The sequence below is a fragment of the Methylobacterium sp. M6A4_1b genome (genome assembly GCF_053345175.1).
Window position 1 is genome coordinate 14,990 of the sequence record NZ_JBKEZQ010000011.1, and the last position, 22,874, is coordinate 37,863.

23 protein-coding genes and 1 tRNA gene are annotated in these 22,874 nt (G+C 71.4%); 10 read left to right on the plus strand and 14 right to left on the minus strand.

Going from position 1 to position 22,874, the window contains the following annotated elements; genetic code table 11:
• Positions 1-367 precede the first annotated feature (367 nt).
• On the plus strand, positions 368-709 hold the full coding sequence (locus ACLBWX_RS12685) for a hypothetical protein (protein ID WP_447677425.1): 342 nt from the start codon (positions 368-370) through the stop codon (positions 707-709).
• Between the two features lie 10 nt (positions 710-719).
• Here the strand turns inward: ACLBWX_RS12685 and ACLBWX_RS12690 are convergent, their stop codons facing one another.
• Positions 720-950, minus strand: a complete 231-nt coding sequence (locus tag ACLBWX_RS12690; RefSeq protein ID WP_447677426.1) for a tautomerase family protein — start codon at positions 948-950, stop codon at positions 720-722.
• Positions 951-1,204: 254 nt separating this feature from the next.
• Between ACLBWX_RS12690 and ACLBWX_RS12695 the strand changes: the two genes are divergently transcribed.
• Positions 1,205-2,533 carry an MFS transporter gene (locus ACLBWX_RS12695; protein WP_447677427.1) on the plus strand — a complete coding sequence of 443 codons (1,329 nt, stop codon included), beginning with the start codon at positions 1,205-1,207 and terminating at the stop codon, positions 2,531-2,533.
• Positions 2,534-2,560: 27 nt separating this feature from the next.
• Entirely contained in the window at positions 2,561-4,126 is a 1,566-nt protein-coding gene (garD, locus tag ACLBWX_RS12700; protein WP_447677428.1) for a galactarate dehydratase, read from the plus strand.
• Positions 4,127-4,393: 267 nt separating this feature from the next.
• On the opposite strand, the gene ACLBWX_RS12705 is transcribed toward garD, so the two are convergent.
• Positions 4,394-5,506, minus strand: a complete 1,113-nt coding sequence (locus ACLBWX_RS12705) for an acyltransferase family protein (RefSeq protein WP_447677429.1) — start codon at positions 5,504-5,506, stop codon at positions 4,394-4,396.
• A 432-nt stretch (positions 5,507-5,938) separates the two neighbouring features.
• Here ACLBWX_RS12705 and ACLBWX_RS12710 point away from each other — a divergent pair, with 432 nt between their 5' ends.
• On the plus strand, positions 5,939-6,196 hold the full coding sequence (locus tag ACLBWX_RS12710; protein ID WP_447677430.1) for a hypothetical protein: 258 nt from the start codon (positions 5,939-5,941) through the stop codon (positions 6,194-6,196).
• A 109-nt stretch (positions 6,197-6,305) separates the two neighbouring features.
• The gene (gene nhaA, locus ACLBWX_RS12715; RefSeq protein WP_447677431.1) at positions 6,306-7,502 is read left to right on the plus strand and encodes a Na+/H+ antiporter NhaA; all 1,197 of its coding nucleotides are present in this window, start codon (positions 6,306-6,308) and stop codon (positions 7,500-7,502) included.
• Between the two features lie 80 nt (positions 7,503-7,582).
• On the opposite strand, the gene ACLBWX_RS12720 is transcribed toward nhaA, so the two are convergent.
• From ACLBWX_RS12720 to ACLBWX_RS12735, 4 genes are all read right to left on the minus strand, one after another.
• Positions 7,583-7,657 (minus strand) — tRNA-Val (locus tag ACLBWX_RS12720).
• Between the two features lie 102 nt (positions 7,658-7,759).
• Positions 7,760-9,493 (minus strand): ABC transporter permease, encoded by a 1,734-nt coding sequence (locus ACLBWX_RS12725; protein WP_447677432.1) that lies wholly within the window; start codon positions 9,491-9,493, stop codon positions 7,760-7,762.
• Between the two features lie 85 nt (positions 9,494-9,578).
• Complete coding sequence (locus ACLBWX_RS12730; RefSeq protein WP_447677433.1) at positions 9,579-10,601, minus strand: extracellular solute-binding protein; 1,023 nt, start codon at positions 10,599-10,601, stop codon at positions 9,579-9,581.
• A gap of 137 nt (positions 10,602-10,738) precedes the next feature.
• A complete protein-coding gene (locus ACLBWX_RS12735; RefSeq protein WP_447677434.1) occupies positions 10,739-11,815 on the minus strand; it encodes an ABC transporter ATP-binding protein in 1,077 nt (358 codons plus the stop codon).
• 128 nt (positions 11,816-11,943) lie between these two features.
• Between ACLBWX_RS12735 and ACLBWX_RS12740 the strand changes: the two genes are divergently transcribed.
• Together ACLBWX_RS12740 and ACLBWX_RS12745 are read left to right on the plus strand one after the other, a co-directional pair.
• Positions 11,944-14,190, plus strand: coding sequence for a primosomal protein N' (locus ACLBWX_RS12740; RefSeq protein WP_447677435.1), 2,247 nt, complete (start codon positions 11,944-11,946; stop codon positions 14,188-14,190).
• 53 nt (positions 14,191-14,243) lie between these two features.
• Positions 14,244-14,603: a SpoIIAA family protein gene (locus ACLBWX_RS12745; protein WP_056476984.1), complete on the plus strand. Its 360-nt coding sequence runs from the start codon at positions 14,244-14,246 to the stop codon at positions 14,601-14,603.
• A gap of 66 nt (positions 14,604-14,669) precedes the next feature.
• On the opposite strand, the gene ACLBWX_RS12750 is transcribed toward ACLBWX_RS12745, so the two are convergent.
• From ACLBWX_RS12750 to ACLBWX_RS12785, 8 genes are all read right to left on the minus strand, one after another.
• The gene (locus ACLBWX_RS12750) at positions 14,670-15,065 is read right to left on the minus strand and encodes a hypothetical protein (RefSeq protein WP_447677436.1); all 396 of its coding nucleotides are present in this window, start codon (positions 15,063-15,065) and stop codon (positions 14,670-14,672) included.
• Positions 15,066-15,276: 211 nt separating this feature from the next.
• On the minus strand, positions 15,277-16,272 hold the full coding sequence (locus ACLBWX_RS12755; protein ID WP_447677437.1) for an asparaginase: 996 nt from the start codon (positions 16,270-16,272) through the stop codon (positions 15,277-15,279).
• 14 nt (positions 16,273-16,286) lie between these two features.
• Positions 16,287-16,493, minus strand: coding sequence for a Trm112 family protein (locus ACLBWX_RS12760; RefSeq protein ID WP_056476974.1), 207 nt, complete (start codon positions 16,491-16,493; stop codon positions 16,287-16,289).
• 27 nt (positions 16,494-16,520) lie between these two features.
• Entirely contained in the window at positions 16,521-17,189 is a 669-nt protein-coding gene (locus ACLBWX_RS12765; protein ID WP_447677438.1) for an LON peptidase substrate-binding domain-containing protein, read from the minus strand.
• A gap of 28 nt (positions 17,190-17,217) precedes the next feature.
• Positions 17,218-18,111, minus strand: coding sequence for a thioredoxin (gene trxA / locus ACLBWX_RS12770; protein WP_447677439.1), 894 nt, complete (start codon positions 18,109-18,111; stop codon positions 17,218-17,220).
• A gap of 204 nt (positions 18,112-18,315) precedes the next feature.
• Positions 18,316-18,816, minus strand: a complete 501-nt coding sequence (locus ACLBWX_RS12775; protein WP_447677440.1) for a hypothetical protein — start codon at positions 18,814-18,816, stop codon at positions 18,316-18,318.
• A gap of 84 nt (positions 18,817-18,900) precedes the next feature.
• Positions 18,901-19,878: a glutathione S-transferase family protein gene (locus tag ACLBWX_RS12780; RefSeq protein ID WP_447677441.1), complete on the minus strand. Its 978-nt coding sequence runs from the start codon at positions 19,876-19,878 to the stop codon at positions 18,901-18,903.
• A 43-nt stretch (positions 19,879-19,921) separates the two neighbouring features.
• A complete protein-coding gene (locus ACLBWX_RS12785) occupies positions 19,922-20,878 on the minus strand; it encodes an alginate O-acetyltransferase AlgX-related protein (protein WP_447677442.1) in 957 nt (318 codons plus the stop codon).
• Between the two features lie 110 nt (positions 20,879-20,988).
• Here ACLBWX_RS12785 and ACLBWX_RS12790 point away from each other — a divergent pair, with 110 nt between their 5' ends.
• The 3 genes from ACLBWX_RS12790 to ACLBWX_RS12800 all read left to right on the plus strand — a co-directional run bounded on the left by ACLBWX_RS12790 (position 20,989) and on the right by ACLBWX_RS12800 (position 22,864).
• Positions 20,989-21,519: a 2'-5' RNA ligase family protein gene (locus ACLBWX_RS12790; RefSeq protein WP_447677443.1), complete on the plus strand. Its 531-nt coding sequence runs from the start codon at positions 20,989-20,991 to the stop codon at positions 21,517-21,519.
• A gap of 103 nt (positions 21,520-21,622) precedes the next feature.
• Entirely contained in the window at positions 21,623-22,396 is a 774-nt protein-coding gene (locus ACLBWX_RS12795; protein ID WP_447677444.1) for a phosphatase PAP2 family protein, read from the plus strand.
• Between the two features lie 96 nt (positions 22,397-22,492).
• Complete coding sequence (locus tag ACLBWX_RS12800) at positions 22,493-22,864, plus strand: PilZ domain-containing protein (protein WP_447677445.1); 372 nt, start codon at positions 22,493-22,495, stop codon at positions 22,862-22,864.
• Positions 22,865-22,874: the final 10 nt, after the last annotated feature.

Here is a 22,874-nt window from a genome sequence, read left to right on the forward strand (position 1 = left end):
CGCTCGCAGTTCAATTTCGCGAGAGCGGAGGCATTCAAGCGGCTTCCGCATCATCGATCGAGTCTTCGACTGCGCTGGCGCCGCTCGGTCCTGATCAGGACCAGAGTGTGGTGCTGATGTCGGGTCGTTTCGATTCGACTTCCGGTCCCCTGCCGGAGTGAACTGCCTTCGTGCTCAATCCGAACGTACCGGCGAGTCTCGGCGCAACTTGTAAGAGCAATGAGCGGCAATGCCGGAACACCGGCAGCAGCGGTGCCTGTCGGCCACTCCTGGTGCTCAACGAACTGGTGAGAAACGCGCGGTATACAGAGCCTGACATACACAGCGCGTTCGTCGAGGTCGCGCCATCCGGACAGGGAGATTGCGGGTGAGTGCCGCTTTAGCGTCATCGATCGGGGCCGCGACGCCCACCGACCGGCTGCCCGAGTTGTCGCGGTTGGCCGCCCTTCTCGCCCGGACCGTGCTGGAGGCCCAGATCCAGGGCCGCCCGGTCCCCGACGACCAGATCCGGTTCCTGCTCGACGCGGCCCTGCTCCTGAACGAGTACGGCATGGACCTGCCGTCTCCCCTCGACCAGATCATGCAGGATGCCAGCGCACCGAAGGGGCCGGAGCCGGTCGCCGACAAGCCGGCGCGGACGGAGGCTCAGGACGACGATGCCGGTCGCCTCGCCTGGCTGCTGCGCCCGTTCCAGGGCGCGAAGAACTGAAGGCGCCGGCTCAGGGCAGGCTGTAGCCCGGCTTCTTGAAGAGGGTCTCCGGCCGGCCGACGATCTCGGGGCGGTAGACCTGCGATTCCCAGTCGGCCTGGGCGACATCCTCGATCGACACCGAGACGGCCCGCTCCGCGGCGCCGGCGCTGGCCATGAGGGCGGCCGCGAGAGCCTCGGCGATCTCGGCCTTCTGCGAGTCGGTCTTGCCCGGATACATCTTCACGGTCACATGCGGCATGGGTCCGGTCCTGCAGTCTGATGACGGGGAGAGCCGCCCCGGGCGGCCGCCAGGGTCCATGCCAGGGCCGGACCGGGCCGGCAAGACGCTCGCTCGATCATCCCGCCAGGCCGCGATACGGCCCCATCGATGCCGTTCGCGCATCGATCGATCCGCCCTTCGCATTGGACGCCTCCCATGGGCGCCGGTACGCCTGCCGTCAAACGAGTCTTCGCTCGACGAAGGCCGACATCCATAAAAATCGGGTGGGAACGATGGCGCTGGCTTTACCGCTGGAGGCGCGCGCGCAGGGTCGCGTCCGCTGGGGCATTCTGCTGATGCTGTTCACGACCACGGTCGTGAACTACGCCGATCGCGCCATCATCTCGATCGCCGGCACGCCGATGTCCCAGGAACTCGGCCTGACCCCGGTGACCCTGGGCTACATCCTCTCCGCCTTCAGCTGGTCCTACGTCGCCGCACAGGTGCCCGGCGGCTGGATGCTCGACCGCTACGGCTCCAAGTGGGTCTATGCCGGCGGCATCTTCCTCTGGTCGCTGTTCACCCTGGCTCAGGGCTGGGTCGGCTTGCTCGGCGGCGGCGCTGTGGCCGCGCTCTTCGTCCTGCGCTTCCTCGTCGGCATCGCCGAGGCGCCGTCCTTCCCCGGCAACGCCCGGATCGTCACCGCCTGGTTCCCCAGCGCCGAGCGCGGCAAGGCCAGCGCGATCTTCAACGCCGCGCAGTACTTCGCCCCGGTCCTGTTCGCGCCGCTGACCGCCTGGGTCACGCACGAATACGGCTGGCGCTACGCCTTCATCGTCATGGGGCTCATCGGCATCGCGCTCGCGGCGATCTGGGTCCGCGTCATCCACGATCCGGCCGACCACCCCACCGTGACGAAGGCCGAGCTCGACCACATCGCCTCCGGCGGCGCCCTGCTGGCCCTCGATGCGGCGAAGCCCGCCGAGAAGACGGGCTTCGACTGGGGCGTCGTACGCCAGCTCCTGTCCAACCGGATGCTGGTGGGCATCTACGTGGCGCAGCACTGCATCAACGTGATGACCTACTTCTTCCTGACCTGGTTTCCGATCTACCTGGTCAAGCAGCGCGGGCTCACCGTGCTGCAGGCCGGCTTCGTCGCCTCCCTGCCGGCGCTCTGCGGCTTCCTCGGCGGTATCCTTGGCGGCGTCATCTCGGACGCGATCCTGAAGCGCACCGGCTCCCTCACCCGGGCCCGCAAGATCCCCATCGTCGCCGGCATGCTGCTCTCGATATCGATCATCGCCTGCAACTACGTCGACGCGCCGGCGCTCGTCATCGGCTTCATGGCGCTCGCCTTCTTCGGAAAGGGCGTCGGGGCGCTGGGCTGGGCGGTGATCTCCGACACCTCGCCCAAGGAGGCGGCGGGCCTCAGCGGCGCGATCTTCAACATGTTCGGCAACACCGCCGGCATCACCACGCCGATCGTCATCGGCTACCTCGTCCAGGCCTCGGGCTCGTTCAACGGCGCCCTGGTCTTCGTGGGCTGCAACGCGCTGATCGCGATGATCGCCTACCTCGTCATCGTCGGCGAGATCCGGCGGGTCGAGCTGCGCAAGGCGTGACCGGCGCAAGGCGTGAGGAGAACAACCATGCTCGGTGAACCGGCGCCCCCCTCCGACAGGGCCGGCGACACGCCCCGGACCCTGCGCCTGCACGGGCACGACAACGTCGCCATCGTGGTCAACGCCTTCGGGTTGCCCGCCGGCACCGTCTTCGAGGACGGGCTGACCCTGGTCGAGTTCGTGCCGCAGGGCCACAAGGTGGCGCTCGTGGACATCCCCTCGGGCGGATCGGTGCGCCGCTACGGCGAGGTGGTGGGCATCGCGCTCCGCCCCCTGCCGCGGGGATCCTGGGTGGAGGAATCGAGCGTCGAGACCCCGGTCGCGCCCGACCTCGCGGCCCTGGAGAAGGCGACCCGGGTGCCCGCCCCCCTGCCGCCGCTGGAAGGCTACACCTTCGAGGGCTACCGCAACCCGGACGGTTCGGTCGGCACCAAGAACATCCTGGCGATCTCGATCAGCGTGCAATGCGTCGCCGGCACCCTCGACGTCGCCATCCGGCGGATCAAGCAGGACCTGCTGCCGCGCTTCCCCAACGTCGACGACGTCGTCGGCCTCACCCACGCCTATGGCTGCGGGGTCGCCATCAACGCCCCCGAGGCGGTGATCCCGATCCGCACCCTGCAGAGCCTGGCCCGCAACCCGAATTTCGGCGGCGAGGTCATGGTGGTCGGCCTCGGCTGCGAGAAGCTCGTCTCCGAGCGCCTGCTGCCGGAGGGCGAGGAACGCACCGACGGCGGCGTGGTGCGCCTGCAGGACGAGCGCCACGCAGGCTTCGGCATGATGCTCGACAGCATCCTGACCATGGCGGAGGCCCGCCTCGAAATCCTCAACCGGCGCACCCGCGAGACCTGCCCGGCCTCCGATCTCGTGGTCGGCCTGCAATGCGGCGGCAGCGACGCCTTCTCGGGCGTCACCGCCAACCCGGCCCTCGGCCATGCCGCAGACCTCCTGGTCCGCTGCGGCGCCACCGTGCTGTTCTCCGAGGTGACGGAGGTGCGCGACGCGATCCACCTGCTCACCCCCCGGGCCGCCACCCCGGAGGTCGCCGATGCGCTGATCCGCGAGATGGCCTGGTACGACGACTACCTCGCCAGGGGCGGTGCCGACCGGCGCGCCAACCCGTCGCCGGGCAACAAGAAGGGCGGCCTCAACAACATCGTCGAGAAGGCTCTGGGCTCGGTGGCCAAATCCGGCTCCTCGGCCATCACGGGCGTGCTCGCCCCCGGCGAGCGGGTCCGCGACAAGGGCCTGATCTTCGCCGCGACCCCGGCGAGCGACTTCGTCTGCGGCACGCTCCAGCTCGCCTCCGGCATCACCCTCCAGGTCTTCTCCACCGGACGCGGCACCCCCTACGGCCTCGCCCACGCCCCGGTGATCAAGGTCGCCACCCGCACCGAGCTGGCCGAGCGCTGGTCCGATCTCATCGACCTCGATGCCGGCCGCATCGCCACGGGCCACGCCACCATCGAGGAGACCGGCCGGGACCTGTTCCACCTCATCCTCGACGTGGCGAGCGGGCGAAAGCGGCCCTGGTCCGACCGCTGGGGCCTGTTCAACGACCTGACGCTGTTCAACCCCGCCCCGATCACCTGACACCAGACCCCGCTGAGCCCGACTCGTCGAGGTCTGCCCGCGCGGCGGCGGTCGTCCGCCGGATCTCGGTGAGGCGGACCGACGGGTCAGGCGCTCCGAGACTTCGTGTGAGACGGAGGTCCGGCGCACAGGGTGGCTCCAGCCCGACGCCCTGCCGGCGGACCCGGCCCCGGAGGCGCCCGCGGCACGCGGAGGCCGGGCTGTCGGACGAGACGGCGCGCGGGTGGAGCTCGGATGCTCCGCGTCGCGGTGCCCCTGACGGCCGGGCTAGGCCTCGGATCGGCCGAGCGCGGCTGCGGCCGGGGCGCCCGATCCCGCCCGGCCGGCGAAGCGGCGCGCGACGCGGCGGCCGAGCGCGATGGCGGGGACTTCGATCCAGCGATACACCAGGGCCGCGACGGCGATGGTCGCGAGGGCGGTCGCGGCGGCGAACAGGTGGATCGGGACGACCGATTCGTATCCGGCCAGGGCGTGCTCGATCACCACCTGAACCACCGGCCCGAACAGGTAGATCGAGTAGCTGATCGCGCCGAGATAGGCGAAGACCCTCCCCTCGATCCGCAGCTTCAGGGCGAGGAGAGCGAAGAGCGCCATCGCGAGCCAGTAGGTGACGACGTACTTCACCCAGTTCTCTTGAAAGCCCATGTCGCGCCCGTAGGCCAGCACCGAGATCACCGGAACCGCGCAGACGAGCACGCTCGTGACCCATGTCAGCGCGGAACCCCAGCCCGGCCGCTTTTCCAGGACGTGATAGCGCAGGCACAGCCCCCAGAACATCACGGCCAGCGACAGGGGCACCGCCACGGGAAACTTCCGCTCGAAGGCGAAGCGCAGGAAGGCCAGCGTGACGGCGACCGCGATCAGCGCGAGGGCCGAAAGCACGACACCCTCGCGATCGTCGAGGCGGCCGAGAGCGAAGAGACCCACGCAGAGGACGTAGAAGATCAGCTCGATCTGCAGCGTCCAGTACAGGCTGATGATGTTCTCGACGCCGACGAACTGCTGAAGCATCGTGATGTTCGCGGCCACGAGCAGGGCCGGAACGTCCCGCCCCGCCCAGACGAACAGCACGAGCAGGCCGCACGGAATCGACAGCCAGTAGGCGGGATAGAGGCGGAAGAAGCGCGAGACGGCGAAGGCCAGGATGGGCCGGTCTCCCGCCTTGAACAGCGAGAAGGGCACCACGAATCCGGACACCGCGAAGAACAGCGTCACGGCGATCTTGCCGATGTCGAGATACTCGGTCAGTCCGGCCAGGGCCATGCGCTCGAAGGAGGACGGCCCGAGCCGCGCCTTGAGCCCGAACTCGACGGTATGCGCGTAGATGACCGCCAGGGCGGCCAGACCGCGAATCGAATCGATACAGTGCAGGCGACGCATGACCGGAGGCGGGTTGCGCCCTCGACGGCGAGGGCCATCCAGGGATTGCAGGGGCGGCCCCATTCCACAAGGCCCTTCGCGCCGCTTGGTAAATGGCCCGGGGCACTCTCGAACGGCGCGTGGGCAGACGGGAGGGCGTGGCCCGGGCGCCCATCGCCGGCCGGCCCGATCGATCCGACCGTTCCGGCGAGCCCGGTCGCGCTCGATCCGGCTTCACGGCTCCGCCGCCCGAGCCGGTTCTTCGACCCCGGGCCGGACGCGGATCGGAGCGGGCGCGGTGCACGGCACAGGAGGTCGGGACACGCGACCTCCGCCGGATGCCGGCATCGGCGGGGAACCCGGCCGGCCCATCCGCATTACAACCGCAGGTCGTCGTCGGCCCCATCCAAGGCGACCCGCCACCGGATTTCGGGGCCAGATCGGGAGAGACCCATGCTTGGACGAATCGCTCTGGCAGCCTGCTGCCTACTGCCCGCCCTCGCGGCCACCGGTGCCCGGGCCGGCGAGGAGGAGCAGGCCGCCCTGTGCCGCGGCGACGTCATGCGCCTGTGCCTGAGCGCCGTGCCGGACCGCGACCGGATCGTGTCGTGCATGCAGGTGAACCGGGCGAGCCTCAGCCCCGGCTGCCGCACGGCGTTCGACGCCGGCACCCGCACCAAGGGCGGCACCCGCTCGGCCGCGCTGCGCTGAGCGGGCGGTCGCCGCGGAGCGCGGACCCGACCCGGTTCCGCCCCCGGCTCGGTTGCGTCCCGGCCCGGTAATTGTTGTGTCCCGGTGCGGCCCTTGTCATGGAGGGGCCATGCAAGCCCCGTCTCCGCTCCGGCGGCCCTTCTCCGCCTTCCGGTCGATGCTCACCAGCGAGGCCGGCGGCGGGCTCGTCCTGATGGCGAGCGCGGCCCTCGCGCTGGTGGTCGCGAACTCGCCCCTGGCGGCGAGCTACTTCGCGGCCCTGCAGGCCAAGGCCGGGGGCCTGAGCGTCCTGCACTGGGTCAACGACGCGCTGATGGCGCTGTTCTTCCTGCTCGTTGGCCTCGAGATCAAGCGCGAGATGCTGGACGGGCGGTTGCGGACCTGGCCGGACCGGATCCTGCCCGGCCTCGCCGCCATCGGCGGCATGGCGGCGCCGGCCCTGGTCTACGCGGCGGTGAACCGGCACTCGCCGGAGACCCTCCGCGGCTGGGCGATTCCCGCCGCCACCGACATCGCCTTCGCCCTCGGCATCCTGGCCCTGCTCGGCGCCCGGGTGCCGGTCTCGCTCAAGGTCTTCCTGACCGCCCTGGCGATCATCGACGACCTCGGCGCGGTGCTCATCATCGCGCTGTTCTACACCGCCGACCTGTCGCTGCCGATGCTGGGCGGGGCGGCCGTGACCCTGGCGGTGCTCTACGGCCTGAACCGGGCCGGCATCCGCTCCCTGTCGCCCTATCTCGTCCTCGGTGCGGCGCTGTGGTTCTTCGTCCTGAAGTCCGGGGTGCACGCCACGGTGGCCGGCGTCCTGCTGGCCCTGACGATTCCACTGCGGCTCAGCCCCGGCCGGCCGGACGACCCGTCCTCGCCGCTGCACCGGCTCGAACACGCCCTGCACCCCTGGTCGGCCTACCTGATCCTGCCGATCTTCGGCTTCGCCAATGCGGGCGTGTCGCTCGCGGGCTTCACCCCCGGGATGCTCCTCGAACCGGTGACCCTCGGGGTCGCCCTCGGTCTCATCGTCGGCAAGCAGATCGGCGTGTTCGGCCTCGTCCTCGCGGCGGTGAGGCTCGGGCTCGCCCAGCGGCCGGCGGGGGCCGGCTGGATGCAGGTCTACGGCGTCTCGCTCCTCTGCGGCATCGGCTTCACCATGAGCCTGTTCATCGGCCTCCTGGCCTTCGCCGACGCGCCCGAACTCGAATCCGAGACCAAGGTCGGCGTGCTGGCCGGATCGATCGTCTGCATGGCGGCCGGCGCCCTCGTCCTGCTGGTCGCGCCCCGCCGGGCGCCGAGCCGCGCTGTCCCGTGAGGGCCGCCCGACGGCGATCGGCGGCGACGGCTGACCGAAGCGCGAACGTCAGGGATGTGGACGGGGATCGACGAGGGGAATGGTGGACGGTGCAGGGATCGAACCTGCGACCTCTCCCGTGTGAAGGGAACGCACTACCGCTGTGCTAACCGTCCTGACCCGTCTTCCGCCGGCTCGGTGAACGTCCGTTCGACCAAGGCCGCGATCGTGCGGCGAAAGACCGTCCGGCTGGGCTGTGCCGCCGGATCGATGGCCTTCTAGGGCGAGGGGCGCGGCGGCGTCAAGCGCTGATCGGCAGGTTCTGCGCCGGCTTCCGTGCGCGGGGTCCCGAGCCGGAGCAGGATCACCACGGGCACCAGCCCGACCGCGACGATGAGGAGCGCCGCCACGGTTCCGTCCTCGTAGGTGCCGCGCGCGGCCTCGCCGTAGAGATGGGTCGCCAGGGTCTCGACGTTGAGGGGGCGCAGCAGCAGGGTCGCGGGCAGTTCCTTGACGCAGTCGACGAAGACCAGGAGCGCGCCGCTCAGCACCGCCGGCCAGGCCAGGGGAAGCTGGACCCGCCACAGGGTGGCGCCCGGCCCGCGCCCGAGCATCCGCCCGGCATCGGGCAGGCTGCGGGGCACCCGGCCGAGGCCGGCCTCGCAGGTGCCGATGCTGACGGCGAGGAAGCGCACGAGGTAGGCGGTGACGAGGGCGCCCCCGGTGCCGAGGCCGATCAGGGCCGGGGCGACGCCGAAGAGCCGCGTCGTCCCGGCCGAGAGGGCGGTGTCGGCGAGGGCCAGGGGGCCGAGGAGGCCGATGGCCAGGATCGCGCCCGGCAGGGCGTAGCCGAGGCTCGCCACCCGGATCAGCGCCTCGCCCCAGCGGCGCTGGACGAGGCGCGGGCCCGCCGCCACCACGAAGCCGATGGCGGCGGCGATCACGGTCGCGGCCCCCGCATAGAGCAGGGTGTGGCCGATCTCGGGGAGGATCGTCTCCGGCAGGCCGCTGCGCAGCACCCGCCGGAACGCGGAATGGACGAGATAGCTCGCCGGAATCGCGAAGCCGACCGCCACGGGCACGAGCCCGAGGGCCAGGGCAGCGACGGCGCGCGCGCCGGTCAGGCGCTGCCGGGCGAGGCGGCGCGGGCGCTGGGCGCCCCCCGAGAAGCCGCGTCCGGCCCGCGCCCAGCGCTCCAGGGCCACCAGGGCGACGACGGCCACCAGCATCACGAGGGCGATCTGGGCCGCGCCGGCGAGGTCCGAGCGGTTGACCCAGGTGGCGTAGACCTGGACCGTGAGGGTGCGGACCCCGAGGAATTCCGCCGCGCCGATGTCGTTCAGCGCCTCCATCAGGGCGAGGCTCGCCCCCAGCGCGATGGCCGGGCGCGCCATCGGCAGGGCGACCCGCAGGAAGGTGCCCGAGGGCCGGCGCCCGAGCATCCGCGCCGCCTCGATGAGGTTGGCGGCCTGCATCAGGAACAGCGCCCGCGTCGGCAGGTAGACGTAGGGGTAGAGCACGAAGCCGAGGAGCAGGATGCAGCCGGGCAGCGAGCGGATCTCGGGCAGCACGAAATCGCGCGGGCGGGCATAGCCGAGGAGGTCGCGCAGGGTGGTCTGCACCGGGCCGATCGGGTGCATCAGGTCGAGATACGCGAAGGCGACGATGTAGGTCGGCACCGCCATCGGCAGCAGCAGCCCCGCCTCGAGGAGTCGCCGGCCGGGAAAGTCGTAGGCCGCCACGAGCCAGGCGGAGCCCGCCCCGAGCACCACCACCAGCACGCCGACGCCCGCCAGCAGCAGGGCGGTGTCGCGCAGGGCCTGCGGCAGCACGTGGGCGACGAGGTGCGGCCACAGCGCCGCGCCCGCCCCGTCCCCGATCCCGTCTCCCGCCGCCACCACGAGGGCGACGACCGGGCTCAGCACCAGGGCGCAGAGGCCCAGGGCGGCGGCGCTCCAGCCGAGTCCGTGGGGTCGGCCGTCGCGGGAGAGGGCGGAGGCGGCCCCGGTCATGCTGGTCTCGCCGTCTTCCGTTCACGGTTCGTGACGCGATGCACGCATCTCCCTCCCCCGCGAAAGGGAGGAGGGTTGAGGGCGCTCAGTTGTCGAAGCCCACCGTGTCGAGCAGGAGGCTCGCCGCCTTGCGGTTGCGGGCGATCTCCACCAGCGGCACGGAATCGACGGTCAGGGGGCCGAGCGCCGTGAGGAGCGGGTCGATCGGCGCGCCGGCCTTCACCGGGTACTCGTAATCGGCCTTGGCGTAGAGCCCCTGCGCCTCGTCGGAGACGAGGTATTCGAGGAGCTTGACCGCCTCGTCGCGGTTGGGGGCGTTCTTGGCCACCACCGCACCGGAGATGTTCACGTGGGTGCCGCCGCCCGCGAAGGTCGGCATCACCACCTTGATGCCCTCGCCCCATTTCTGCTGCTCGGGGCCGCCGCGGCCGGAGCGCATCAGGCCGACATAGTAGGAATTGCCGAGGCCGATCTCGCAGGTATCGGCGAGGATGTCGCGGGCGACGTCGCGGTCGCCGCCGGCGGGCTTGCGGGCGAGGTTGGCCTTCAGGGCGCGCAGCCACGCCTCGGTCTTCTCCGGCCCGTGCTTCACGAGATGGTGGGCGATGAGCGCCGTGTTGTAGGGGTGCTGGCCCGAGCGCAGGCAGAGGCCGCCCTTCCATTTCGGATCGGCCAGCCCTTCGTAGGTGACGGCCTTGAGGTCGGCGAGGTCCTTGTCGGCGTAGAGGACGCGGGCGCGCATGGAGAGGGCGAACCAGCGCCCCTCGGCATCGCGCAGGGTGGCGGGCACCGCCGCCTCCAGCACGCCCGAGCGCACCGGCTGGGCGAGGTCGCGGTCGACGAGGTCGATGAGGTTGCCGACGTCCACAGTCATCAGCACGTCGGCCTTGGCCCGCGCCCCCTCGGCCGCCACGCGCTCGGCGAGGCCCTTCTCGACGAAGACCGTGTTGACGGTGACGCCGCTCTTGGCGGTGAAGGCGTCGAGCAGGGGCCGGATCAGGCCGGGCTCGCGGGTGGTGTAGAGGTTCACCTCGGCCGCCGAGGCCGTCCCGATCAGGGCTGCCAGCGCGAGGCCCGCGAACCCAATTGCCTTGATCCCACCCGCCATGGTCGACACCCTTCACGTTCGAACGTGGCGGGTGTTCAGAAGCATCGGCGAGAAAAACACAAGCGCGATGTTCTGGACTTAAAACAATTCAAAACTAAAGCCGCGCACTCAACAGCACGTCACACTCGGCCCACCTTTTAATCCATCTCCCGCGCAAAAATAAAGCAGCGCTGCGGGTCGAGGGTCAGGCCCACGGCGTCGCCCGCGCGATGGGGGTCGTCCGCGGAGACGGGCAGGCGCAGGGGCTCGGGCAGGCCCTCCACCGCCAGGGTCAGGAGGGCGCTCGCTCCGAGGAAGCGGCGCGCGCGCACCACGGCCCGGAGGGGCGCGTCCGGCGCATCGAGACGGAGCGCCTCCGGGCGCAGGCCGAGGGTGACGGCGGCGCCCTCCACCCGGCCCGGCGCGGGGACGGGTCCGAACGGCGTCGCCACGGCGCCGTCGCGGCAGGTGCCGTCGAACTCGAGGCAATCGCCGAAGAAGCGGGCCGCGAACCGCGTCGCGGGGCGCAGATACAGGTCCGGTCCGGTGCCGACCTGCACGATGCGCCCCCGCCGCATCAGGGCGATGCGGTCGGCGAACCCGAGCGCCTCCTCCGGGTCGTGGGTGACGAGGAGCGTGGTGGCGCCGCTGGCGCGCAGGACCGCCAGGGTGTCGTCGCGGACCCGGTCGCGGGTGCGCCGGTCGAGGTTCGAGAAGGGCTCGTCGAGGAGGAGGACGCGCGGCCCCGGGGCGAGCGCCCGGGCCAGCGCCACGCGCTGGCTCTCGCCGCCCGAGAGCGTGCCGGGATAGCTCCTGGCCCGGTCGGCGAGGCCGACCTGCTCCAGCCGGGCCTGCGCCAGGGCGCGGGCCTCGGCGGCGGGCCGCCCATGCAGGCCGAAGCGGACGTTCTCGGCCACCGTGAGGTGGGGGAACAGGGCGTAGTCCTGGAACATCAGCCCGACGCCCCGCGCCTCGGGGGCGACGCCGCGGCCGCCCTCGCTCACCAGGGCGCCGTCGAGGCGGATCGTGCCCGCCTCCGGCTGCTCCAGCCCGGCGATGGCCCGCAGCAGCGTGCTCTTGCCGCAACCGGAATCGCCGAGCAGGGCGAGGATCTCGCCGGGCCGGACCTGGAGCGAGACGTCCGCGAGCGCCCGCACCGCGCCGAAGCGCAGCCCGATGCCGTGCAGGTCGAGGCGTGGCGGGTCGGTCGCTGAGGGCTGGGCAGGACGGGTCATCGGATCCGGGTCGGTGCGGTGTCGCGCTGCTTAGGAGCCAATGCGGCCCGGAAGCAATCCATCTGCACCATCGCGTTGAGGCCCGGTTGCCCCTATATTCCGGTTATGTTCCGTCAAAGCCCCGCCCGATGCCCTGCGTCGCCGAGATCCTGATCCCGCTGGCGCTCGACAGCGCCTACAGCTACGCCGTGCCGGCCGGGCTCGACCTCTCGGTCGGCGAGGTCGTGCAGATCCCCCTCGGTCCGCGCGAGACGGTGGGGGTGGTCTGGGGCGTGCGCCAGAGCCCCGGCGGCTCGAACCTGCGCCCGGTCACCGGCCGGATCGACGTTCCGGCCCTGCCCGACGCACTGCGCGAGCTCGTCGACTGGCTCGCCCGCTACACCCTGGCGCCGAAGGGCTCGGCGCTCGCCATGGCCCTGCGCCTGCCCGACGAGGCGGCGCTGACCGAGACGGTGCGGGTCGGTGTCCGGGCCTCCGGCAAGGCCCCCTCCCGGCCGACCGCGGCGCGCACCAAGGTGCTGGCGGTGGCGGCCGATGGGGCGATGCGGGGCAAGAGCGCGCTCGCCAAGGAGGCCGGCGTCTCCCTGAGCGTCGTCGACGGCCTCATCGACGACGGTGCCCTGGAAGCGGTGGCCCTGGCGCCCGAGCCCGTCGCCCTGCCGCCGGACCCGGACCATGCCCGCGTGCCCCTCTCGGCGGCGCAGGAGGCGGCGGTGCGGGAGCTCGTCGCGCTGATGAATCCGGGCGCGGCCGAGCCCGAGCCGACGGACGCGATCGGCGATCCGTTGCCGACCACCGAGAAGGTCCCGCCCCCGGGCGCCGAGCACAAGGCGCCCACCGTGCTGCTGGAAGGCGTCACCGGCTCGGGGAAGACGGAAGTGTATTTCGAGGCCGTGGCCGATTGCGTCCGCCGCGGCCATCAGGCCCTGATCCTGATGCCCGAGATCGCGCTGACCGCGCAGTTCCTCGACCGGTTCGCCGAGCGCTTCGGCGCGCGCCCGGCGGCCTGGCACTCGGGCATCGGCGGCAAGCGCCGCGAGCGCATCCGCGCCGGGGTCACGGCGGGGGAGATCGCCGTGGTGGTGGGGGCGCGCTCGGCCCTGTTCCTGCCCTTCGCCGATCTCGGCCTCATCGTCGTCGACGAGGAGCACGAGGCCGCCTACAAGCAGGAGGACGGGGTGCATTACCACGCCCGCGACATGGCGGTGGTGCGCGGGCGCATCGAGAACTGCCCGGTGGTGCTGGCCTCCGCGACGCCCTCCATCGAGACCCGGGTCAATGCCGAGCGGGGCCGCTACCGGCGCATCGCCCTGCCCGAGCGCTTCGGCGGCCGGCGCCTGCCCGACATCGCCGCCATCGACATGCGGGCCGACAAGCCCGAGCGCGGACGCTTCATCGCGCCCGCGCTGGTCGCCGCCGTGCGGGACACCGTGGCCTCGGGCGACCAGGCCCTGCTCTTCCTCAACCGGCGGGGCTACGCGCCGCTCACCCTGTGCCGGGCCTGCGGCCACCGCTACCAGTGCCGCAACTGCTCGACCTGGCTGGTGGAGCACCGCTTCCGCCGGGCGCTCGTCTGCCACCAGTGCGGCTATGCCGAGCGGCGCCCGGATTCCTGCTCGGAATGCGGCACCTTCGACAACCTCACCCCCTGCGGCCCCGGGGTGGAGCGCATCGCCGAGGAGGTGGCCGAACTCTTCCCGGAGAAGCGCGTCATCGTCCTGTCGAGCGACTTTCCCGGCGGGGCCGAGCGCCTGCGGGCCGAACTCCAGACCGTGGCGGAGGGCGGCTGCGACATCGTCATCGGCACGCAGCTCGTCGCCAAGGGCCACAACTTCCCGCATCTCACCCTGGTCGGCGTCCTCGACGCCGATATCGGCCTGACCTCCGGCGACCCGCGGGCGGCCGAGCGCACCTTCCAGCTGCTGCAGCAGGTGACGGGGCGCGCGGGACGCGGCGAGAAGCCGGGGCGCGCGCTGCTCCAGACCTACCAGCCGGAACATCCGGTGATCGCCGCGCTGCTCTCGGGGGATTCGGAGCGCTTCTACGAGGAGGAGATCGGCGCCCGCGAGGCCGCCGGCCTGCCGCCCTTCGGGCGCCTGGCGGCCCTCATCGTCTCTGCGAACGAGCGCGAGGTCGCCGAGGCCCACGGGCAGGCCCTGGCCCGGGCCGCCGAGCCGCCGGAGGGCGTGGTGGTGCTGGGGCCGGCCGAGGCGCCGCTCGCGCTGATCCGCGGGCGCTATCGCTTCCGGCTGCTGGTGAAGACCGAGCGCTCCGTCGACCTGCAGAGCTACCTGCGCGACTGGCTGGCGCGCGGCCCCAAGATTCGCGGCAACGTGAAGGTCGCCATCGACGTGGACCCGCAGAGTTTCCTATAACGCTGGTTCGACGTTCGCGCGGGTCGCGTTCGACCCCTTCAGGAGTGCCACACGTGCTGACCTACACCAAGAAGCCGGATTCGAGCGTCGCCGAGATCGTGGTCGATGGCCAGATCACCGATGCCGAGATGAACACCGTGATCTCGGCCATGCAGGCCGACCTCGACAAGGGCGGCAAGATCAAGCTCCTGGAAGACGTACGCGATTTCAAGGGCATGGAGCCGGCCGCCTTCTTCAAGGACCCGCGCTTCGGCCTCGCCATGATGAAGGGCGTCAGCCACGTCGCCCTGGTGACCGACGCCTCCTGGCTGCGGATGATCGCCGATACCTTCGGCAAGGTCTCGCCGGCCCAGATCAAGACCTTCGACCGCGCGCATATCGACGAAGCGCGTCAGTGGCTGGCGGCCGCCTGACGCGAAGGGGATGCCCGGGGGCCGTGCGGCCGAGGCGCGCGCCTCGGGGCGCGGTCCCGCCCGGCCCTACTCCGCCTGGGCGGTCCGCGTCGTGTGACGCCGGGCCGTCCAGCGGCCCGAGCACAGGGACGAGACCTTCCAGGTGCCGCCGCCGCTCTGGGCCTGGAGGCGGCCCGAGACCGCGCCCGAAGCGGTGCCGTTCGAGACGTTGAGGCCGACCGTGCCGTCCGGCCCGACGCGGCCGTTCAGGGTGGCGCCGGCCGCCGCGGAGGTCAGGCGCACCTGCCCCTCCTGCACCGACACCCCGTAGGTGTAGCGGCTGTCGCAGACCATGCCGCTCTCGGTGACGAGTTCCACCGACCAGGCCCCGTTGAAGTTTCCGCCGTCTCGGGCGGCAGCCGGGATCATCGCGGGCGAGGACAGGCCGGCTCCGAGCGCCAGAACCACCGCAACTTTGGACATGCATCATCCTTCGACAATAAGCGTCCGCCCGAGCCGCGACCGCGGGGCGGCGCAACGGCAGTGCAAGCAGACGATGGCGTGTGAATGCGCTGATCATACCCGCCGAAGCGGCAAGATTGTGACAGGCTCCACAATTCGATGATGGGACTTATTGCCGAAGGTGCCTGAACGGGCCATGACCGAGGCAGAATGACCGGGTCAGAGCTTGGCGTTATCGGTCGTAATACGCTTGCAATGCTTGGCGGTCGCGGGTGACCGGCAGGGCGAGCAGCGCCAGGACACGGGCCTTGTCCGGCGTGAGGTCGTCGGCGAAGACCGCGCCGGCCGCGCGCAGCGTGCTGCCGCCGCCCTTGAAACCGTAGACCGGAAGGGCGCGGCCGTGGGGGACCTGGCTCGCCACCACGATGGTGACGCCGGCGGCGACCGCCTCCACCACCGCGTCGTACAGGGCCTCGTTGACGTTGCCGAAGCCGTAGGCGGCGATCACCACGCCCTCGGCCCCGTCCGCCACGGCGTGGCGGAGCTGGCGCCCGTCGCTGCCGGCCGCCATCGCCACGATCTCGACCCGGGCGAGCCGGTCGGGCAGCGGCAGGGTCTGGCGGCGCAGGGATTTCCGGGAGAACACCACCCGGTCCTCGTCCACGTGGCCGAGGAAACCGGCCTCGCCGGACTGGAAGGTCTCGACGTTGTTGGTGTGGGACTTGCGCACCTCGCGGGCCGCATTGATGTTGTGGTTGAGCGTCACCGTCACGCCCAGTCCCTGCAGATCTCCGCGCGCGCCCTGGGCCAGGATCTGGCGGACCGCGTTGCGGAGGTTGCGCGCTCCGTCGGCATCCGCCTCGGAGGCGTTGCGCTGGGCGCCCACCATCACCACCGGCTTGTCGCTGGTGAGCGTCAGGTCGAGGAAATAGGCGGTCTGGTCGAGGGTGTCGGTGCCGTGCAGGACGATGGCGCCCGCGATCTCGGGACGGGCGAGCAGGCCCGCCACCGTGCGGCTGAGGTCCGGCCAGAGCTCCGGCCCCATATAGGCGCTCGGCACGTTGGCGAATTCCACCACCTCGATCCGCGCGAGGTCGGCGAGCCGCGGCACCGCGGCGGCGAGGTCGGCCCCCGTTAGGGCGGGGACCGGAGCCCCGGTGACGGGATCGTTCTTCATCGCGATGGTGCCGCCGGTGGCGACGATGGCGACGGTCGGGCGATCGGTCATGCCGGCGGCCCCGCTCAGTCGGTCAGCGCGCGCGCCTCTTCCGGCAGCATGATCGGGATGCCGTCGCGGATCGGGTAGGCGAGGCGCGCCGAGCGGCTCACCAGCTCCTGGCGGCCAGCATCGTACTCGAGGGTATCCTTCGTCAGCGGGCAGACGAGGAGTTCGAGGAGCTTGGGGTCGACGCGGGTGGCCTCGACGGGGCTCGGGGTGTCATCGGCCATCTGGGGCGTCTCCTTCGCGGAACGTGGTCACTGCAGGGTGGGCTCGGAGCCCGACCCGCGCACCAACTCCATTTCGGTCACCGCAATCAAGACCTCGGCCCGCGTCTTGAGGTCCGCCGCCTCCAGCATGGCCTGCTTCTCGCGGGCGCCGAAGGGGCTCATCATGCAGAGGGCGTTGACCAGGGCCTCGTTGGGCGCCTCCTCGATGCCGGCCCAGTCGACCTTGAGGTCGTTGACCTCGACGAAGTCGCGCAGGGCCTTCAGCACGCCCTCGCGGTCCACCGCCGCCTCCCCCGCCCGCGCCTCGAAATCGGAGGCGAAATCGTCGTACGAGACCTGGCAGCGGCGGTAGCGGGTGGTGGTGGCGAGCTCGCTCTCCACCCGGAACCGGGCGATGCCGGTGAGCGAGATCAGGTAGCGCCCGTCTCCGGTCTCGGCGAACTGGGTGATCCGCCCGGCGCAGCCGACGCGGAAGAGCTTGGGCGTCATCGGCGACGCGCCCGCCTCCACGTCCGGCTGGATCATGCCGATGATCCGGTCGCCCCGCAGGGCGTCGTCGATCATGGCGAGGTAGCGCGGCTCGAAGATGTTCAGGGGCATCTGTCCGCGCGGCAGCAGCAGCGCGCCGGGCAGCGGGAAGACCGGAATCACTCCGGGGCAGTCGGCCGGTCCCTTGTAGCCCGCATGCGTGCTCATCGTGTTCCCCTGCGGTTCGTTCGCGGCCTCACGCAAAGACCAGGGTCGACAGGCGTCGCCGCCCGCGGATCGAGGCCTTGTCCATCAGGCCCCAGGCCTCGAAGAAGGTGAGGAGCTGCTTGCGCGCCGCACCCTCGTTCCAGGTCCGGTCCCGGCGCTCGATCTCGATCAGCTGGTCCACCGCCTCGTCGCGCATGTTGCGGCCGTTGAGGCCGAGCGCGAGGTCGAAGCGGGCCTGGAAATCGTTCGGGTCGGCCTCGATCCGGGTCTGGAAGGTGCCGAGGTCGCCCAAAGCCGCGGCCTGCTCGGCGAGCTCGATCGCCGCGCGCACGCTGGCGAGGCCGGCATGGGAGGCCGTCTCGGGCGGCGCCATGGCGACGATCTGCTTGGCGTTCTCGAGGTCGCCGAGGTCGAGCTGGATCTTGGCGAGGGCCGCGATGGCGTCGACGTTCTCGGGCTCCTCGGCGAGCACGGCGGCGTAGATCTGGGCGGCCTGCGCCACGTCACCGACGCCGAGGAGCGCCTCGGCCTCCGCCATCGCCTCCTCGATCGGGGTCGGGCCGGCGGGGCCGGCGAGCCGCGCGATGAATTCCTTGATCTGGGCCTCGGGCACCGCCCCCATGAAGCCGTCCACCGGCTGGCCCTTGTCGAAGGCGATCACGGCCGGAATCGACTGGATGCCGAGCTGGCCGGCGATGGAGGGGTGCTCGTCGATGTTCATCTTGACGAGCTTCACCTTCCCGGCGGAGCCCTGGACGACCTTCTCCAACACGGGGGCGAGCTGCTTGCACGGGCCGCACCACGGCGCCCAGAAGTCGACCAGCACGGGCTGCTGCATCGACTCGGCGATGACGTCCTGGCGGAAGCTCGCCGTGGTCACGTCCTTGGTGGTCCCGCCCGGCACCGGCGCATCGTTCAGCATAACGTCCTCAAGGCCTTCGTATGGATCCGTGGGAGGGTCCGGGTCTGGCCGCCCGTCCCGTCCTGCGTCAAGAGATGGGAACTCCGCGCGCCCGGACCAGAGCGGACGTCCACACGCGATCGCCCCCGGCTCCCGGCGCGTCCCGTCTCCGGCGCCGGCTTTCCCCGGACGGGCTCCGCCCCGCCCGGCGGGGACCGGCGCCCCCTAGCGCGGGGCGCTCCCGCCGGTCCGGCCCGCATCCGGCGTCGTCTCCGGCGTTTTGGCATCTGTCACGAAGACCCCCTGATAGGTGCCTTTGGCGGCGTTCGCCTCGCAGGTGATCGCGGTCTTGCCCGGCTCCGGAGTGCTGAAGGCGCAGGACCCGACGGCGACCAGCGGTCCTTGCGCCACGCCGTCCTTCGTCGTCTCGCTCGGAATGACGAGGTTGATCGGCTGAAGCGGGTCGCTCTCCTCCGTGCGCTCCTGCTGGGCGCCGTTGCCGCTGAAGCTCAGGGCACGGCCCTCGGCCGCGAAATCGAAGCTCGTGCGGTTGCGCGAGACCGTGTTCATCAGCGTGTTCTTGCAGGTGCCCGAGACGTCCTTGCCGGCGATCACGAGCTTCTCGCAGCGGCCCTCGAGCTTGACGGCCGTCTGGGCGAGGGCGGGAGCGGCCGCGAGCAGCGGGGCGGCGGCGAGGACGAGGCGGGCGGTCGAGAGGCGCATCATGGGTCCGATGTAAGGCTGCGGGTCGGTTCGTCGAGGGTCTGCGCACGCGCAGGGTCCCGGGTTCTGTCGGGCAGGGTCCCGCGCTCAGGCCGGGAAGCGCGCGGCGCGGTCGTTCGGGGCCGCGAAGTCGAGGGCCGGCCCGAGGGGGACGATGCGGGTCGGATTGATGGTCGGGTGGCTCTCGTAATAGTGCCGCTTGATATGGGTGAGGTTCACCGTCCCGGCGACCCCCGGCAGTGAATAGACGTCGCGCAGGTAGTTCGAGAGATTGGGATAATCGGCGATGCGCCGCAGGTTGCACTTGAAGTGCCCGACATAGACGGCGTCGAACCGCACCAGGGTGGTGAACAGGCGGATGTCCGCCTCCGTCAGCCGGTCGCCGCAGAGGTAGCGCGCCGCGTCGAGGCGGGCCTCCAGGGCGTCGAGCTCGGTGAACAGCGCGGTGAAGGCCTCGGCATAGGCGCCCGGGTCGGTGGCGAAGCCCGCCTTGTAGACCCCGTTGTTCACGGCGTCGTAGACCCTGGCGTTGACCGCGTCGATCGCGTCCGCGAGGTCGGCGGGGTAGAGGTCCGGCCCGGCGGTCCCGAAGGCGCCGTCGAGCATGCGGACGATCTCGGCCGACTCGTTCGACACGATGACGCCGCGCCGCCTGTCCCACAGCACCGGCACGGTGACGCGGCCGGTGAAGCCGGGATCGTTCTTCAGGTAGACCTCGTAGAGGCGGGTCGCGCCGTTGACCGTGTCGGGCGTGGCGCCGGGTGAATCGCCGAAGACCCAGCCCTCCTGGCCCATGTGCGGATCGACCACCGAGACCGAGATCGCCTCCTCCAGGCCCTTCAGGGCGCGCACGATCAGGGTGCGGTGGGCCCAGGGGCAGGCCAGCGAGACGTAGAGGTGGTAGCGCCCGGCCTCGGCCGGAAACCCGCCCTCCCCGCTCGGACCGGGGGACCCGTCGGCGGTGATCCAGTTCCGGAACTTGGCGTCCGTGCGCTTGAAGCGGCCGCCGGTCTCCTTGGTGTCGTACCAGGTATCCTGCCAGACGCCGTCGACGAGCAGCCCCATGATGCATCCTTCCCGCGATCCCGATGCGCGGGAAGATGGGCGCTCAGGCCTCGGCGGACAGCCCCTCCGGTGCGGCGGCGGACGCGGCGGCCTCGAGATGCACGCCCTTCTGGTAGGTCGCGATGTCGAAGGTGTCGTCGGGCAGGCGGGTGACGAAGCGCTCGGCCATCTCGAACACGAGGAGATCCGGCCGCACGCGTTCGACATAGCCCCAGTCGATGCTCGACGACCAGACGAAGTGAACCTCGCGGAAGCTCTCGGCCAGGATGCCGGTGAGCATGATCGGGGCGAAGTGGGCGTAGGAATCGCCGAACAGCACCAGGGTGCGCGGATCGACGTCCGGCCGTTCGTTCCGGAAGCAGACATGGGCGCCGACATGGAGGTCCGGGGCGCGGCCGGCGGCCTCGTAGGCGGCCACCAGCGGGCTCACATAGGTCCGGTGGGCGTCCCGGTCGAGCACCGCGTGGCTCGCCGTCTCGATCGGCTTCTCCGGAACCTTCTCGCCCAGATCGCGCACCCGTGTGGTCTCGTAGCGCTCGCGGACGTCGAGATCGGCCGGGGGCACGGCGCCGCAGGCCCGCATCAGCACCCCGTAGGCGAGGCGGCAGCCCTCGTAGTTCCAGTGCGTGTCGGTGCGGTAGTAGAGCGGCACCGCGCCGTCGCGCGCAGCCCGCATCGGCGCCAGCAGGTCGACGTAGTGGGGGTTGTTGATCAGGCGCCGGGCCAGCACCCGGGTGGGCGCCTGGCGCGGATCGAAGCGCAGGTCCTGGGTCCGGTCGTCGTAGACCGACAGCTTCTCGGGCACGACGACGTGGACGTAGCGGATGCCCAGCGCCTGCGCCCGGGCGGCCCGCGCCTCGATGAGCTTGACCCAGCCGCGCAGGCGCCACCACCGGGACAGGGTGGCGCGGTACTGCTCGAGGACACCGTTCGTGCCTCCGATCAGGAAGAGCCAGCCTTCGCGCCCCACATGGACGATTTCCCGGTGTTTGCGCCGCATCGGGGCTCTCTAGCCGGCCCGGGCGGCCCTGAACAGGCCGCGCGGGCCCGCCCGGGTCCTGGACACGCCTCCCGCCCGCGCCATCTCCCTGCCTCACGCCGGATCGGACCATGACAGACCCCACGCCCACGCCCGACCCGCTGATCCTCACGCTCGCGATGGATCCCGACACCTTCGCGCGGTTCGACGCCCTGCGCCGCCGGCACTTCCCGCAGGCCCTCAACCACATCCCCGCCCACGCGACCCTGTTCCATCATCTGCCCGGTGCCCGCGAGCCCGGCATCGCCGAGACCCTGGCGGCGATGACCCGGACCCAGGCGTCCCCCGAGGTCGCGGTCACCGGCCTGCGCTTCATCGGGCGCGGCGTCGCCTTCGTGCTCGATTCCGACGCCCTCTCGGCCTTCCGGGCGCGGCTCGCCGACGCGTTCGAGGGCCTGGGCGAGGGTCTGACCGCGCAGGACCGGCAGGGCTGGCGCCCGCACGTCACGGTGCAGAACAAGGTCGATCCCGCCACCGCCCGCGCGCTCCACGCCGCGCTGGAGGCGGAGTTCGTGCCGTTCCGCTTCACCGCGCCCGGCGTGCTGCTCTGGCGCTACCTCGGCGGCCCCTGGGAGCGACGCGCCCGCTTCGCGTTCGGGTAGCGCCGGCCTCACCCCGATGGAGGCCGCCCCTCCGATCCGCTATGCCGGGCCGATCCGGCTCCCCGACCCGGCTCCCCAACGACGCATTCGCGAAGACGCCCGCATGAAAGCCCTGCCCTCCGGCTACCGCAACAATCCGCTCGTGACCCGGGCGAATGCCCTGCGCCTGGCCCTGCGCCTCAACGAGGTCGGCCCGGTCCTGGCGCTGCTGGCCGTGAGCCTCCTCGGCTACGGCTTCTTCGCCCTGGCCAACGAGGTCGGCGAGGGCTCGACCGAGGCGCTGGACCGCAAGATCCTGCTGGCCCTGCGCAATCCGGCCGACCTCTCCGATCCGATCGGACCGCGCTGGCTCGAGGAGACCATGCGCGACATCACCGGGCTCGGCAGCGTCTTCACGATCGTGTTCGTGACCACGGCGGCCTGCGCCTACCTGGCGATGACCGGGCGCCGGCGCATCGCCGTGTTCGTGATCGCCGCCATCGGCGGCGGCGAGATCGCCTCGACGGTGCTCAAATTGTTCTACCACCGGCCCCGTCCCGACCTCGTGCCGCACGGGATGGAGGTGTTCACCGCGAGCTTCCCCAGCGGCCACGCGATGATGTCGGCCATCGCCTATCTCACCCTGGCGAGCCTGATCGCCCGCGTGGACCGGCAGCGCGAGGTGAAGATCCTCGTGCTCACCGTCGGGGTCTCGATGACGCTGCTGGTGGGCATCAGCCGGATCTATCTCGGGGTGCACTGGCCGAGCGACGTGGTCGCCGGCTGGTGCGTCGGGGCCGCCTGGGCCGCCCTGTGCTGGTTCGTGGCCCTCGTCCTGCAGCAGCGCGGGGAGGTCGAGGCCCCGACCCGGCACGGGGAGCCGGAGCGGCGGCCTTAACCATACCGTCGGATTCAGCGGCCGGCGCTGCCTGCGGGACGGCGCCGGTTCCTCACAACCGTGTTATCGAGGGATGCAACTTCCGGAGATGACCCCATGCTTCTGGGACAACGGGAACGGCGCGCCGGCCAGCGGCTGCGGAGTCTCCTCGGCGCCGATATCCGCATCGCCCCGTTTGCCTCCGACACCGCCTGCCTGGTGCGCGACAGCGGTCCGGACGGCTTCCGTCTCGCCTTGAGCGACGGCGTGCCCCTGCCGGAGATCTTCGACCTCCACATCCGCAAGACCCGGCAGACGCGGTCGGTGCGCCTGATCTGGCGCGGCGACGACTGCGTCGGCGTCCGGTTCGTGCCGGATCCGCCGGCCGCGGTGCCGGTCCCCATCGGACTGATGCGCGACCTTCGGGCGGCGCGCGCGGAGATCGCGTCGCTGCGGGCCCGCTTGGCCGCGCGGGGCGACGAGGCCTGAAGGCCCCGGC

Coding starts and splice junctions, on each gene's coding strand:
- ACLBWX_RS12780 (WP_447677441.1), bottom strand. CDS start 19,878: ATGGGGCTGCTCGTCGACGGCGTCTGGCAGGATACCTGGTACGACACC.
- ACLBWX_RS12730 (WP_447677433.1), bottom strand. CDS start 10,601: ATGGCGGGTGGGATCAAGGCAATTGGGTTCGCGGGCCTCGCGCTGGCA.
- ACLBWX_RS12760 (WP_056476974.1), bottom strand. CDS start 16,493: ATGGCCGATGACACCCCGAGCCCCGTCGAGGCCACCCGCGTCGACCCC.
- nhaA (WP_447677431.1), top strand. CDS start 6,306: ATGCAAGCCCCGTCTCCGCTCCGGCGGCCCTTCTCCGCCTTCCGGTCG.
- ACLBWX_RS12775 (WP_447677440.1), bottom strand. CDS start 18,816: ATGATGCGCCTCTCGACCGCCCGCCTCGTCCTCGCCGCCGCCCCGCTG.
- ACLBWX_RS12735 (WP_447677434.1), bottom strand. CDS start 11,815: ATGACCCGTCCTGCCCAGCCCTCAGCGACCGACCCGCCACGCCTCGAC.
- ACLBWX_RS12705 (WP_447677429.1), bottom strand. CDS start 5,506: ATGCGTCGCCTGCACTGTATCGATTCGATTCGCGGTCTGGCCGCCCTG.
- garD (WP_447677428.1), top strand. CDS start 2,561: ATGCTCGGTGAACCGGCGCCCCCCTCCGACAGGGCCGGCGACACGCCC.
- trxA (WP_447677439.1), bottom strand. CDS start 18,111: ATGCTGAACGATGCGCCGGTGCCGGGCGGGACCACCAAGGACGTGACC.
- ACLBWX_RS12740 (WP_447677435.1), top strand. CDS start 11,944: ATGCCCTGCGTCGCCGAGATCCTGATCCCGCTGGCGCTCGACAGCGCC.
- ACLBWX_RS12725 (WP_447677432.1), bottom strand. CDS start 9,493: ATGACCGGGGCCGCCTCCGCCCTCTCCCGCGACGGCCGACCCCACGGA.
- ACLBWX_RS12785 (WP_447677442.1), bottom strand. CDS start 20,878: ATGCGGCGCAAACACCGGGAAATCGTCCATGTGGGGCGCGAAGGCTGG.
- ACLBWX_RS12755 (WP_447677437.1), bottom strand. CDS start 16,272: ATGACCGATCGCCCGACCGTCGCCATCGTCGCCACCGGCGGCACCATC.
- ACLBWX_RS12790 (WP_447677443.1), top strand. CDS start 20,989: ATGACAGACCCCACGCCCACGCCCGACCCGCTGATCCTCACGCTCGCG.
- ACLBWX_RS12710 (WP_447677430.1), top strand. CDS start 5,939: ATGCTTGGACGAATCGCTCTGGCAGCCTGCTGCCTACTGCCCGCCCTC.
- ACLBWX_RS12750 (WP_447677436.1), bottom strand. CDS start 15,065: ATGTCCAAAGTTGCGGTGGTTCTGGCGCTCGGAGCCGGCCTGTCCTCG.
- ACLBWX_RS12695 (WP_447677427.1), top strand. CDS start 1,205: ATGGCGCTGGCTTTACCGCTGGAGGCGCGCGCGCAGGGTCGCGTCCGC.
- ACLBWX_RS12800 (WP_447677445.1), top strand. CDS start 22,493: ATGCTTCTGGGACAACGGGAACGGCGCGCCGGCCAGCGGCTGCGGAGT.
- ACLBWX_RS12690 (WP_447677426.1), bottom strand. CDS start 950: ATGCCGCATGTGACCGTGAAGATGTATCCGGGCAAGACCGACTCGCAG.
- ACLBWX_RS12765 (WP_447677438.1), bottom strand. CDS start 17,189: ATGAGCACGCATGCGGGCTACAAGGGACCGGCCGACTGCCCCGGAGTG.
- ACLBWX_RS12795 (WP_447677444.1), top strand. CDS start 21,623: ATGAAAGCCCTGCCCTCCGGCTACCGCAACAATCCGCTCGTGACCCGG.